Here is a 13,203-nt window from a genome sequence, read left to right on the forward strand (position 1 = left end):
GAATGCATGAAGGCAGCCGTTACGGCTCATCCGCATTATGTCGTCTCGGAAATCGATCCGAGGCTCTACGGATCCTTCATCGAGCATCTGGGGCGGGCAGTTTACACCGGCATCTATGAGCCCGGCCATCCGACAGCGGATGCCAACGGCATGCGTCAGGACGTCATCGATCTCGTCAGGGAACTCAATGTTCCGATCGTCCGCTATCCCGGCGGCAATTTCGTCTCGGCCTACAATTGGGAAGACGGCATTGGTCCCAAGGAACAGCGCCCAGTGCGCCTCGACCTCGCCTGGCACACATCGGAAAGCAACGAAGTCGGCCTGCATGAATTTGCCGATTGGTGCACCTGCGCCAACACCGAGATGATGCTTGCCGTCAATCTCGGCTCGCGCGGCCTCGACGAAGCCCGCAATCTGCTGGAGTACGCCAACCATCCCGGCGGCAGCAAATGGAGCGACAGGCGCATCGCCAACGGCCGCAAGGAGCCCTTCGACGTCAAGCTCTGGTGCCTCGGCAATGAAATGGATGGCCCCTGGCAGATCGGTCACAAGACCGCGGACGAGTATGGCCGGCTGGCGCATGAGACGGCCAAGGCCATGCGCGCCTTCTCCAAGTCACTCGAGCTGGTGGTCTGCGGCTCTTCGAATGCCAAGATGCCGACCTACCCTGAATGGGAAGCGACGGTTCTCGACCATACCTACAACGAGGTCGACTACATCTCACTGCACATGTATTTCGACAACGACGCCAACGACGCTCCGAACTATCTCGCCATGAGCGAAAAGCTCGACGACTACATTGTCTCGGTCGCCGGCGTCATCGAGTATATCAAGGCCAAGAAGCGCTCCAACAAGCAGGTCTACATCTCGTTCGACCAATGGAACGTCTGGTACCATTCCAAGGAGCAGGACAGGAAGATACTCGGCGGCAGCAACGGCTGGCCGTTCGCCCCGCCGTTGCTCGAAGACATCTATAATTTCGAGGATGTGCTGCAGGTCGGCCTGATCCTCAACACCTTCATCCGCCGTTCCGATGTCGTCAAGATCGCCTGCCTGGCACAACTGGTCAATGTCATCGCGCCGATCATGACCGTTCCGAATGGCCCGGCATGGCGGCAGACGATTTTTTATCCCTATCTGTTTGCTTCTAACTATGGTCGCGGCAATGCGCTGGATCTCAAGGTGGAAAGCCCGACCTACAAATCCAGCGTTGCGGGCGACGTCGCCTATGTCGATGTTGCCGGCGTGCACGACAGGCAAACCGGCCACGTCACCTTCTTCGCCGTCAACCGCCATTCGAGCGAGACAATCGAAACAGTGGTCGACCTCACCGGCTTCGGCGCGGCGGAGATCGTCGATCACCAGGTGATGGCACACGCCGATCTGAAAGCCGTCAATTCGGCCGAAAACCCTGGCAATGTCGGCCCCAGGAAGGGTGAGGGCGCCTCGCTCGCCGGCGGCAAGCTGAGCCTGTCACTGCCGGCCTATTCCTACCAGGTCATACGCCTGAGGCTCTGAGTTCAGGCGGATCATCGAGAAAGCGCAAACGCTGAGGAGGAGCGTCGACGTGACGGCCGATATCGAGATCAGGAACGTGAGCAAGCAGTTCGGTGCCATGACGGTGCTGGATCATCTGTCGCTCTCCATAAGGGCACGCGAATTCATCGTGTTCCTGGGCCCGTCCGGCTGCGGAAAATCGACGCTTCTTCGAATGATTGCCGGGCTCGAAGCTGTCGACAGCGGCGAGATTGCCATCAACAACGAGCGCATCGATCATCTGCCACCGGGCAAGCGCGGCATTGCCATGGTGTTCCAGTCCTATGCGCTTTATCCGCATATGACGGTGCGCGACAACATGGCCTTCGGCCTTGCGAATATCGGCGTACCAGGCAAGGTCATCGAGGCGCGCATCAATGAAGCCGCCCGCATGCTGGAAATGCCGCATCTGCTCGATCGCAAGCCGGGCCAGCTCTCCGGCGGTCAGCGCCAGCGCGTCGCCATCGGCCGTGCGATCGTCAAGGAGCCGAAGGCCTTTCTGTTCGACGAGCCGCTCTCCAATCTCGATGCCGCGTTGCGCACCCGCACCCGCATCGAGCTTGCCCAGCTTCACCAGCGGCTGCAATCGACGATGATCTTCGTCACCCATGATCAGGTCGAGGCAATGACGCTGGCCGACCGCATCGTCGTCATGAACAATCGCAAGATCGACCAGATAGGTACCCCGATGGAGATCTACGAGCGCCCGGCGACCAAATTCGTCGCGGGTTTCGTCGGCGCGCCGGCGATGAACTTCGTCGATGCGACGCTTGACAGATACGGCAAGAACGCCACGGCCAGGTTTGCGGACGGCGTCTCGGTGCAGACCGAGATCGCCTCCAGCCAACTGACCGATGGCAAGTACACTTTCGGCATCCGTTCTGAAGACGTGCGCATCGTTGCCGCCGGACAGGGCAATGCCGGCGGCGTGGTCGATGTGCTCGAGCGGCTCGGCGAACGCACCCTGATCTACGCGCGGCTGGGCGATGGCCAGCAGATCGTCGGCTCGGATGCCGGCAACAGCCGCGTCGCCGTCGGCGACAGAATCGGGCTCGCCTTTGATGGCCAGAAATCGCATCTGTTCAACGAGACCGGCCGCGCCTGGCATGCGAGGGAGGCCTGAGATGGCTGACCGGCTGGCGATGTCCCCGACCGCGACGCTTGCTGTCGGCGTCAGAGCCCCTACCGCCGACATCTATGCGCCGCAATGGCGAAACGTCATTTTCGTTGCGCCATTCTTGTTCTTCTTCACCACGCTGCTGCTCTTCCCGCTGCTCTGGGGGATGTGGCTGAGTTTCCACAAGGCCGACACGTTTTCGTCCGGAAATTTTGTCGGTCTCGGCAATTACGCCAGGCTGTATCACGACAAGGTCTTCCTGCAATCGATCTGGAACACCTTCTATTTCGTGCTTCTGACGGTGCCGACGCTGGCGCTGATCGGCCTTTTCCTGGCGCTTTGCCTCAACCGCCGCACGCGCACTGCCGCGGTTTTGCGGACGCTGTTCTTTTCCTCGTCGGTGCTATCGGTCACCATCGTCACGCTGATCTGGCGCATCGTCTTCATTCCGAATGTCGGCCTGTTGTCGACGATCTACGGATGGTTCGGCGCAACGGCTCCGGCCTTCATTTCCGATCCCAGCCTGGCGATGGTCGGCATCGCCATTGCCACCATCTGGTGGTGTATCGGCCTGCCGATGATGCTCTTTCTCTCGGCGCTCCAGCAGATTCCACAGGATATTTACGAGGCGGCAGCGCTGGACAATGCCAATCGCTGGCAGACGCTACGCTCGATCACGCTGCCGTCGATCAAGCGGACCTTCATCCTGGTGATCATCATCCAGATCGTGCTGCAATTCCAGCTCTTCGGCCAGGCCTGGCTGATGACGCGCGGCGGTCCGAACAACCTGACCAAGCCGATCGTGCTCTACATCTACGATACCGCATTCCGTCGCTGGGATCTCGGCCTGGGCGCCGCTGCATCGGAAATCCTGTTCATCCTCATCCTGGTCGCGGCCATGGCCCAGTACCTGGTGACACGCAGCAGGGGAGACCAGGCATGAGCGCCACAGCAGCTTCCATCAAGGGCCGGGCATTTGGCGACCATTTGTTATTGGCCCTGGTCATCCTGCTTTCGATCGTCATGATCGCGCCGGTTCTGTGGGTCATCGGCCTGTCACTCAAGGACAATACGGAGCTGATGGCCGATCCGAATTCGGTGTTTCACGCGCCCTATACGCTGAAGAACTACATCAACACCGTCGGCACCTCGTCGGTGTTCATCTGGGTGCGCAACAGCATCATCGTCTCGGGCGGATTGACGCTCGGCACGTTGATCCTGTCGTCGCTCGCCGGCTACGGTTTTGCACGGCTGAATTTCCCCGGCCGAGACGTGCTGTTCGTGATCGTGCTGTTCGGTCTGGCGGTCCCGGAACAGGCCGTGCTTGTCGCCCGTCACCAGATCTTCAGCATGCTGAAGTTCCACAACACCTATCAAGGGCTCATTCTGCCGGGCCTTTCGGCTCCGTTCGGTGTCTTCCTGATGACCCAGTATTTCAAGGCCATCCCGAAGGAGCTGGACGAAGCCGCCATGCTCGATAACGCCAGCCGGCTCAGAATTTTCTGGAAGGTGCTTCTGCCGCTCACGCTGCCTGCGCAGGCGACGCTCGGCATCTTCACCTTTCTCGGCGCCTGGAACGACTACTTCTGGCCGCTGATTTCGGCGACGAAGAAGGACATGTTCACGCTGACGGTCGGCATGGCCTCGACCCAGACCAACTTCGCCCAGTCCGAAGGCATCGGCTTCCTGATGGCGCAGGCGGTGTTCGCCGGTGCACCGATCCTGATCGTCTACCTGTTCTTCCAGAAATACATCGTCACGGCGGTCTCCGGCGCTGCGGTGAGATAACGAAGATTGCCTGACGGCCGGGGGAATGCGCAGCAATTGAAGCACGAAAGCCAATCCAGGGTGGAGCGGCGGAAACTCAGTAGGAGGAACTGATATGAAACTGAAGAAAATACTGTTTGCCGCAGTTTCTGCGGGCGCAATGATGCTCGCAGCTCCAAGCTTCGCGGCCACGGAACTGAGCGTGCAGCGCTTTTTCGGCGCCTGCGATGCCGATTTCGGCACCAATACCGATGCCACCAAGGCCGTTGGCGAATGCGGCATCATCACCTCGCTGATCAACAAGTTCAACGCCGACAATCCCGATGTCCACGTCAACGTCACCACCGTGGAATGGCCCGGCTATGATCAGCTGACCGCGCAGTTCGCTTCAGGCGACGCTCCGGACATCGTCACGATCCATGAATCCGTACTGTCGGATTATCAGTCGAAGGGCCTGTTGATGCCGCTCGACGATCTCTTGAAGTCGGTCGGCGTGACACCCGACGCCTTCACCGATGCGGCGCGCAATGGCGCCACCAAAGACGGCAAGATCTACGGCCTGCCGATCGACAGCTGGACGATGCTCTATCACGTCAACATGGATCTTTTCAAACAAGCCGGCCTGGTCAATGCCGACGGCACGCCGATTTTTCCAAAGTCGCCCGAGGAACTGCTCGCCCAGGCCGAACAGTTCAAGCAGACGACGGGCAAGCCTTATTTCGTCCAGAACCTGACCAATGAGACTGCACTCTACACACGCAACCTCTACACCTATCTTTTCCAGCAGGATTCCGATTTCTTCGCCGATCCGAAGCATGTGAAGTTGAATACGCCGGAAGCCAAGAAGGTCGTCGAGATGTACAAGGCGATCTTCGAGAAGGGCTACACCACCAAGGATCTCGACTATGGCGGCTCGATCAACGCCTTCCTTGCAGGCGAGGGTGGCGTCCACCTTAACGGCACCTGGGTGGTCGGCGATTACAACGCCCAGTCCGAGACCAAGGGTACGGCGCTCAACAAGGGCGGCTATGCGGTCTATCCGTATCCGCAGCTGTTTGGCGGCGCCCACGCGCAATATGCCGACGGCCACACTTGGGCCGTTTCGCAGAAAGACCGCACGCCTGAACAGATCGCGGCTATCGGTAAATTCCTGAAGTTCTTCGCCGACAACGACTTCGAATGGTCGCGCACCGGCCACTTGCCGGCCTATAAGGCCGTGATCACCTCGGACGCCTTCAAGGCACTGCCGCATCGCAACACGATCTCTGCGGTCGCCGATCTCGGCAGGCCGCTGCCGTCCGCCGTACAGCGTCAGTTTGCGATCCAGGACATTATCGGCGAAGAGATGAGTGCAGCAATCAGTGGCCAGAAGGACGTCGACACCGCCCTTGCCGACATGGAAAGCCGCGTCAACGAATTGCTCGCCAACATTTGACCACGGGTTCGAAAGGCCCTCCCAAGGCCCCCCGCGGCTGGAAACGGCCGCGGGTTTTTGGTGAGGCAGTGATTACTGTCCTCGAATTGCGAGACTTGCCGGTGGCAACCGGCTCAAGCACGCCAACCACGGCGCCGCAACCTCGGCAGCAGCCGACGCAAGCCCTGGCCGGAGGATTCCGTTAGAACGCCGCGGCCATGGGCATTGCGACCTTGTTGGGAATCTGGATGTCGATCTCCAATCTCGACGTCGTTTCGCCGTGATCCATGCTCACCTGCAGGAAATCCTGGTCGACCTGAACATGCCGGGCGATCACCGCCATGATCTCCTCGCGCAACACCGAGACGAGATCGGGCTGGTTGCGGCTTCGACGCTCGTAAGCCAACAGCAGTTGCAAGCGTTCGCGCGCCACCGGCGCGCTGCCGCGGCGCTTGAAGATATCGAGCAGGTTCATGCTGCCCTCCTTCCCAACAGCCGGTCGAGGAGGCCCCTCCGCTCGAAAGGCAGAATGACCGGCAGGTCCTCGCCCTCGAGTCTTCTTGCCGCGTCGATATAGGCGCGTGCGGCGGGGTTGGTGTTTTCGCTGAGCGTAACCGGCGCGCCCACATTGGATGCGCGCAGCACGTCCTGGCTCTCGGGAATTATTCCCAGCAAGGGCGTCGACAGGATCTCGAGCACGTCATCGATGCTCAGCATCTCGCCGCGGGCAGCGCGCGCAGCATCGTAGCGTGTGACGAGCACGTGTTTGACAATCGATTCACCTTGCTCGGCTTTCATCGTTCTGGAGTCGAGCAGGCCGATGATGCGATCGGAATCGCGGACCGAGCTCACTTCCGGGTTGGTGACGATTACCGCCTCGTCGGCAAAGCGCATGGCAAGTTGCGCGCCCCGCTCTATGCCGGCCGGGCTGTCGCAGAAGACGTAGTCGAAAACGGAGCGCAGCTTGTCGATGACGTCGGCGACGCCTTCCTCGGTGAGAGCATCCTTGTCGCGCGTTTGCGAGGCCGGCAGCAGGAACAGCGTTTCGAGTCGCTTGTCACGGATCAGCGCCTGCGAAAGCTTGGCGGTTCCCTGAATGACGTTGACGATATCGAAAACAACGCGCCGCTCGGCACCCATGATCAGATCGAGGTTGCGCAGGCCGACGTCGAAATCGACGAGAGCCACCCGCTTGCCGGTTTTCGCGACCGCGGCGCCGAGAGCGGCCGTCGAGGTCGTCTTGCCGACACCCCCTTTGCCGGATGTGACAACCACTACCTTGCCCATATTTGTGCCTCCAATGTTGTTAGTTGAGCGGTGCGACGCAAAGTGCGCCGTCCTCGAGAAAGGCCTGTACCGGCCTTCCTCGCGAGGAGGCGTCCATCTCCTCGGCAGTGCGGTACCAGCCGTCCACCGCCAGAAGTTCGGCTTCGTTTTTCCGGCAAAAGATGCGAGCCGCGGAATTTCCCGTGGCGCCGGCGAACGCACGTCCACGCAGCGTGCCGTAGACGTGGATCGATCCTCCGGCGATGATCTCGGAACCGGAACTGACGGAGCCGACAATGACCACATCGCCATCGGGATGAAAGATCGACTGGCCGGAGCGGATCGGTGCCTTGATCATCAATGAGTTCGGCGCCTGCGGCTCTTCCGTCTTGGCCTCAGCTGCGGCCTTCGGGTGCGGCTGCACGTAAAGCGCGTCGGCGGTGGCCTCCTTGGCGCCAACGAGGAGCGGCGGCAGATCGGCATCGAGAGCTACATTGCCATCGGCCTCGATCGCGTAGATGCGAATCCCGCGCTCCGCGAGTTGTAAGACCAGATCCCGCATCTCGCCCACCTCGGGCTTGAGTATATTCAGATCGAGCACGACCGGGCGGCCGGCAAAGAAGCCGGGAGAGTTTTCGGTCCAGTGATCGAGGCTTTGCAGCCATTCCCCTAGCGGGGCCTCAGGGGTGAGGGTGAAGGCTACAAACGAGCGCGCTCGAAAGCGTATGGACTTGTTTTGGATGGGAGCGACGCAGGTCACAGAGGCGAGTCCTTACTGATTGGTTAAGGCTAGCCCGGCATGGTTAACGAAAAGTTAATGGCGGCTTCCCGAGGCGTTGGCGGAGGCATTCTTTTTGCCCCTGATCGCCCCGCCGGCGCCCTGCTTCCGATGCACGACGAGGTCCTCCTCGCGGCTGCCTGGAGGCGCCTCCAGTTCACGAGGTCGGCCGACCGGTATATTGTTGCCGGAATGCCGGGCCTATTAAGGAGTTATCGATTTGACAAGCGTTGCCAAGGGGCCTGTCGCGGATCGCGGTCGCGCTACCTATGACCTTGGCGCGACCGCCATCTTTGCTTCCAAATCAGACCCGCGCTTTCACTATTGCCTGTATGTGCCTCCCGCGGTTGGGGAAGGGGCCAAAGTCGATCTGATGGTTGCTGTCCATGGCACCGGCCGCACCTCTTTTCTTGGATTCCGCGATGCGTTTTCCGAGTTCGGACGCTGGAACGGCTGCGCCGTTTTGTGTCCGCTGTTTCCAATCGGCGTTCTCGGGGATGATGCCCGCAGCGGATACAAATATTTGCTCGAGGGCAACATACGCTACGATCAGGTGCTGCTCGCCATGGTTGAGGAGGTCAGCGCCAAATACAGTCAGGATTGGAGCCGGTTTGCCATGTTCGGATTTTCCGGCGGCGGGCATTTCACGCATCGTTTTGCTATCCTGCATCCCGACAGGCTCTGGGCGGCCTCAATCGGCGCGCCAGGCTCGGTGACCTTGCTCGATCCGACGCGTGACTGGTGGGTGGGCATTCGCGATCTGCCGGAGAAGTTCGGCATCACCTTCGATGCCGCAGCGCTGGCAAAAGTGCCTTTCCAGATGATCGTCGGCGACGCTGACCTGGAGACTTGGGAGATCACTCATGTCCAAGGCAGCACCCATTGGATGCCGGGCGCCAACGATGCGGGGCGAACACGGCCGGAACGCCTCATGGCATTGTGTCGATCGTTCGAGGAGGCGGGGGCGCGCGTGCGCTTCGATTTGCTGCCAGGCGTATCTCATGAACGGGATGCGGTTCTCGATTCGGTCAAGGATTTCCTCGCCCAACAACTCAAGGAACGAGGGAATGCCTCACGATAAATTCGTTGCGCCCCAGCCCGTGAAGAGATTATCGCAATCAAAGCCCGACCACGTCGACCGCATCCAACCGCGATCTGCTGGCAGTGCGTAACGACTAGAGCAACGCTTCGTATTGATCGCCAATCTTGTCGACTGTGAAATCCGCCGCCCTGTTTTTCAGCACGGCAGCAGGGGTGGGGTGGTCCAGCATCTCGGCCATCGCCTTCGCCAGGGCCGCGGCGTCACCGACCGGCACCAAGGTGCCGAAACGGCCGTCAGCGAGTATTTCGCGCGGGCCATGCGGAGCATCGGTGGAGATTACGGGGACACCGGCGGCCATGGCCTCGACCAAGACGTTGCCAAAGCCTTCGCTCGTGGATGTAAGGACGAACAGATCGGCTGCGGCGTAACAGGCTGCGGGATCGTTGACGTAGCCGGCAAAGAGTACGTCCTGGCCAATGCCGATCTGCTCGGCACAGGCGTGCAATTCGGCAGCCAGCGGACCTTCGCCGAAGATGACAAGCCGGGCAGGGCGGCCGGCGCGCAGGGCAGCGAAGGCCCGCAGCAAAGTCCGGTGGTCCTTGACCGGCACCAGGCGTCCGGCGGTGGCGATGACCGGGCCATCGCCCATCGCCGCCAACGCTGCCTGCCAGGCATAGGAATTCCCCTGCGGTGCTTCAGCCGGCGGCAGCGGGTTGTTGATGACGACAACCTTCGATTCGGGGAAGCCGCGGGCGATGATGTCACGGCCGACACCCGCTGAAACGGCGATGGCTTTGGTTGCGCGCGCTGCAACCAGCGCGGAAAGCCAGATCGCCAGCCTCGCGCCGAGGCCGCTGGCAGGCAGCGATGCGGCGGCATGGAAGCTTGGAAAGAATTTTGCCCGGCTTCTGGCCAACATGAGTGACAGCGCCATCACCAGATTGGCGAATTCCGGGGCGCTATAGACCGCATCAGGATCAAGGCGGCGGAACAAATTTGCGCTTCGCGCGATGCCTTTCAGCGTCGCCGACTTGGCGTAACCCTCGCCGCGCAAGAGAAGGCCGAAGTCGACCAGATGAACGGCAGCGGAACGCAGCGCGGCGTTAGGGCCTTCCGCGTTCCAGGTAAAAAGCGTGACCTCGTGGCCACGCGACGCCAGTTCATTTGCCATCAGGACGAAAACACGTTCGGCGCCGCCGCCCCTCAGGCTGGCGATGTGGAAAACGATGCGCTTCGCCATGCCTTGCTTCAGGCTCGGCTGGCGGCAAGGCCTGATCGGTTCGGCGGCCGGCGCATGTCGCGGATGATGCCCATGCCGATGGCCAGAAGCATGCCCAGGGCAAAGCCTGCGAACGCTCCTGCGCCTGCCACCAGGGCAGTGCGCGGAGGCCATGAGCGCGCGGGCGGGGGCACCGCGGTCGAAATCACCTGTACGTTTGTGGTGTCGATCTGCTCGCGCTCGCTGATTTGGCGCGCACGTGACAGGAAGCTCTCATAGACCGCTCTCTTCGAGGCGGCATCGCGTTCAAGTTCACGCAGGGCGACTTCGGATTCGCTGTCGGTGAATACATTGCTCTTCAGATCGTTCATCCTGGCGTTGAGAGAAGCCAACGAGGCCCCGGCCTTGTCCAGGCTGGCCTTTGCCGTGCCGATGGTGCGGGAGAACTCGGCCCGGAGTTGCGAGTTGACGGTCTCGAGTTCCGTCCTGAGCCTGACAATCGTCGGGTGGCGCGGACCGAAGGTCATCGACTGTGAATCGATCTGCTGCCGCAGGCTGTTTGACCTGTCGCGCAGCGCCGCGAGCGCTTCCGAAACCGTGGGGTCGGGATTGGCCCCGTTGATACCGGAGGCAACCAGGGCGTCGTAGCTTGCCTGCGCGGCGATGACACGCGATTGCGCATCGACGATTTCGCCATTGAGCTGCGTCAGCGTCTGCGAACTGACGAGCTGGCCATTGCTGGACGACAGGTTGTGGCTGCGCCTGTAGCTCTCGACCTTCTCTTCGGCTGCCTGCACGTCGCTCTTGAGTTGGCCAAGCCGGCTGTCAAGGGCAGCCGCGGCACGGCTGGCGCCGGCAGCTTCCGCCTTAGCCAGTTCTTCCTGGAAGTTTTTGACTATGGCCTGCGAGATCAGGATCGCCTTGGCGGTGGTTTCCGCAGATACCGAGAGGGTTGTGACAAACGAGGTCGGATCCGCGATGGCGTCTACCCGGTCCGCCAGGTTCTTCAAGGCGATGAGCCTCGGGTCGGGCTTCGCCACAGCGCCGGACGAGGATGTGCTCCGGTCCGGATCGAAAAACTCCGGATCGTGAGTCAGATTCAGTTCGTCCACCACACGGGAAAGCACGTTGCCCGAGGTCAGGATGCGCTGCTTGCTGCGCGTGCTGAGCAGTTGGCTATCGATCTGGCCCGGTTGCGAGTAGAGGTCGTTTTCCACAACCTGCAAATTGGATGGGTTGATGAGGACCTCGGTCGTGACGGTGTAACGCTGCTTGCTCAGCAATGCATAGGCGCCGCCGACAATGCCGCCGATTACCGCCAGCATGAAGGCCAGGGCGAGGCCGGCCCGCAGCCAGACGAACAGGCGTCGAAAATCGAGCTCGAGGAAATCGCCGATCTTGTCCAGGGTCACCGTTGCGACAGGCTCTGGAGGTTGCGGCGTCACCGGCGCGGAGCTTAGCGCCGCGACTGGGCCATGCTGTTGCAGCAATGCCCTGCGCCGTGCATTGGCGATACGCTCGAATGCACTGTTATTGGAAGCCGTCGCGGAGATGGGGGGTGTGCCGGAACCGGCAGACATGGTGACAACCCTTGTTAAATCATTACGCTTGGCCTGCTCTACAGAAACATCGTTAACATCTTATTTTCCAAGTTGGCCCATTTTACCGCTCACGCTGTCCGTCCGGCGGACGTTGAAGGGATTTCGTTGCCCAGAATGCCGTTCGAATATCGCCATTTGGATGGGCCATGAGCTATCCCGCTGCCGCTTCGGAACGATTATCGTCCAGCCGAGCGCGCCGTCAGAACGCGCTGTCGCTGCTGTTTTTCCTATGCGCAGCGTTCGCGCTCCTGCTTCGCTTTACGGTATCACCGCAGGTGATGAACATGGTCGTCGACTATACGGCCCAGGGAGGCTCGTTCTACGAGAAGCTGCATTTCGGCACCTATGCGATCATCCTGCTGCTTCCTATCGTTCTTTTCAGCCGGCCGTTTCTGCTGCACGGCGACGAAATTGGAATATTCAAGGCGTTGATCCGCTATTCGGTGCTGATGTTCGCGCTGGTGCCCTATCTGTTCGTTACCGGCCGTGCGGGCTCCTCCGGGTTCATCATCGATACCTATCTGGTGGCCGGCGCCACAGGCCTGTTGATGCTGGCATTGAATGCAGAGGTGCGGCGGGCGCTGGGGGACGTCGTGCTTGGAATGGCGATCCTGAGCGCTGTCATCGGCACCATCGAGGCGGTGACTCAACATCGGCTGTTGCCCTATGGGTTGAACGAACTGCAATTCAGGCCAACTGGCCTGTCGGCCCATCCGCTGGCACTGGGCGCGCTCTGCGCCACAACCATCGGATTCGTGCCGCTGACGCACTGGCGCATATGGGCGCGGGTGATGGCGATCTTCCTGTTGTTCATCGGTTGCGCTGCATCGGGCGCTCGCGCCGCGCTGATGCTCGCCACCGGCGAAATCCTCATTCTGCTGCTGTTCGTGCCTTGGCCGGGCCTGTCGCTCAAATATGAGCGGCAGGCCAAATTTGTCGTGCTGATGTTCACCGTGACGGGTGGCGCGGTGCTCGTAGCGGTACTGTTTGCGGGCGGTCTGCTGAATCGGTTCAGCAACACCATCTTCGACGAAAACTTCATGGCCCGGGTGACCATTTATCAGGTGTTCGGACTGGTCAGCTGGAACGACATCCTGTTCGGCATGAACGTTGACGACCTGCTGGCGATCGTCCGGCAGAAGCTGCATCTGCCCTACATCGAAAGCGCGCCGGTGGTAATTATCTTGCTCTTCGGCCTGCCCATAGCCCTGCTGTTTACAGCGCTGATATTCTGGTTCGTCTTCCGGCTGCTGCGCGGGGCGCCGCTGCCGGCATGGATCGGCACCATAACGTTCTTGCTTGCCGCGCTGTCAAACAACGCGCTTTCGTCAAAAACGCCGGACATGACGATCATCGTGGTGTTGCTGCTTGCCTACAGGAAGCAGCCCCATGGAGGCTCGCTCGAGAGCATGCCTTCGGCTGCTGCATCCAGCCCAAACCCGGCTGGACCTCGTTAAGCACGG

Annotated in this window: 12 protein-coding genes; 7 read left to right on the forward strand and 5 right to left on the reverse strand. The window is 60.8% G+C overall.

The features are described from left to right. Positions 1-6 precede the first annotated feature (6 nt). The 5 genes from arfA (at position 7) to NKI16_RS17805 (ending at position 5,855) form a co-directional block, all read left to right on the forward strand. Entirely contained in the window at positions 7-1,518 is a 1,512-nt protein-coding gene (gene arfA / locus NKI16_RS17785) for an arabinosylfuranosidase ArfA (RefSeq protein WP_352923558.1), read from the forward strand. A gap of 49 nt (positions 1,519-1,567) precedes the next feature. Continuing rightward, positions 1,568-2,659 carry an ABC transporter ATP-binding protein gene (locus NKI16_RS17790; RefSeq protein WP_023677147.1) on the forward strand — a complete coding sequence of 364 codons (1,092 nt, stop codon included), beginning with the start codon at positions 1,568-1,570 and terminating at the stop codon, positions 2,657-2,659. Positions 2,660-2,678: 19 nt separating this feature from the next. Beyond that, a complete protein-coding gene (locus tag NKI16_RS17795) occupies positions 2,679-3,596 on the forward strand; it encodes a carbohydrate ABC transporter permease (RefSeq protein ID WP_051406145.1) in 918 nt (305 codons plus the stop codon). Continuing rightward, positions 3,593-4,441 carry a carbohydrate ABC transporter permease gene (locus NKI16_RS17800; protein ID WP_031211878.1) on the forward strand — a complete coding sequence of 283 codons (849 nt, stop codon included), beginning with the start codon at positions 3,593-3,595 and terminating at the stop codon, positions 4,439-4,441. The genes NKI16_RS17795 and NKI16_RS17800 overlap by 4 nt, the downstream gene beginning before the upstream one ends. 94 nt (positions 4,442-4,535) lie before the next feature. Further along, positions 4,536-5,855: an ABC transporter substrate-binding protein gene (locus NKI16_RS17805; protein WP_352923561.1), complete on the forward strand. Its 1,320-nt coding sequence runs from the start codon at positions 4,536-4,538 to the stop codon at positions 5,853-5,855. 181 nt (positions 5,856-6,036) lie between these two features. Here NKI16_RS17805 and minE read toward each other — a convergent pair whose 3' ends face one another. The 3 genes from minE to minC are packed head-to-tail and all read right to left on the reverse strand — an operon-like array spanning position 6,037 to position 7,860. Next, the gene (gene minE / locus NKI16_RS17810) at positions 6,037-6,309 is read right to left on the reverse strand and encodes a cell division topological specificity factor MinE (RefSeq protein WP_023677151.1); all 273 of its coding nucleotides are present in this window, start codon (positions 6,307-6,309) and stop codon (positions 6,037-6,039) included. Further along, positions 6,306-7,121, reverse strand: coding sequence for a septum site-determining protein MinD (minD, locus tag NKI16_RS17815; RefSeq protein ID WP_023677152.1), 816 nt, complete (start codon positions 7,119-7,121; stop codon positions 6,306-6,308). The genes minE and minD overlap by 4 nt, the downstream gene beginning before the upstream one ends. A 19-nt stretch (positions 7,122-7,140) precedes the next feature. Next, on the reverse strand, positions 7,141-7,860 hold the full coding sequence (gene minC, locus NKI16_RS17820; RefSeq protein ID WP_023677153.1) for a septum site-determining protein MinC: 720 nt from the start codon (positions 7,858-7,860) through the stop codon (positions 7,141-7,143). Between the two features lie 238 nt (positions 7,861-8,098). Here minC and NKI16_RS17825 point away from each other — a divergent pair, with 238 nt between their 5' ends. Further along, complete coding sequence (locus tag NKI16_RS17825) at positions 8,099-8,959, forward strand: hydrolase (protein WP_023677154.1); 861 nt, start codon at positions 8,099-8,101, stop codon at positions 8,957-8,959. A gap of 94 nt (positions 8,960-9,053) precedes the next feature. Here NKI16_RS17825 and NKI16_RS17830 read toward each other — a convergent pair whose 3' ends face one another. Both NKI16_RS17830 and NKI16_RS17835 read right to left on the reverse strand, forming a co-directional pair. After that, positions 9,054-10,160, reverse strand: a complete 1,107-nt coding sequence (locus NKI16_RS17830; protein WP_023677155.1) for a glycosyltransferase — start codon at positions 10,158-10,160, stop codon at positions 9,054-9,056. An 8-nt stretch (positions 10,161-10,168) separates the two neighbouring features. Next, positions 10,169-11,719, reverse strand: a complete 1,551-nt coding sequence (locus NKI16_RS17835) for a GumC family protein (RefSeq protein WP_031211881.1) — start codon at positions 11,717-11,719, stop codon at positions 10,169-10,171. Positions 11,720-11,886: 167 nt separating this feature from the next. Between NKI16_RS17835 and NKI16_RS17840 the strand changes: the two genes are divergently transcribed. Further along, positions 11,887-13,197: a VpsF family polysaccharide biosynthesis protein gene (locus NKI16_RS17840; RefSeq protein ID WP_023677157.1), complete on the forward strand. Its 1,311-nt coding sequence runs from the start codon at positions 11,887-11,889 to the stop codon at positions 13,195-13,197. Positions 13,198-13,203: the final 6 nt, after the last annotated feature.

Origin of the sequence: Mesorhizobium sp. M0698 (assembly GCF_040320455.1) — a bacterium.
Lineage (GTDB): Bacteria > Pseudomonadota > Alphaproteobacteria > Rhizobiales > Rhizobiaceae > Mesorhizobium.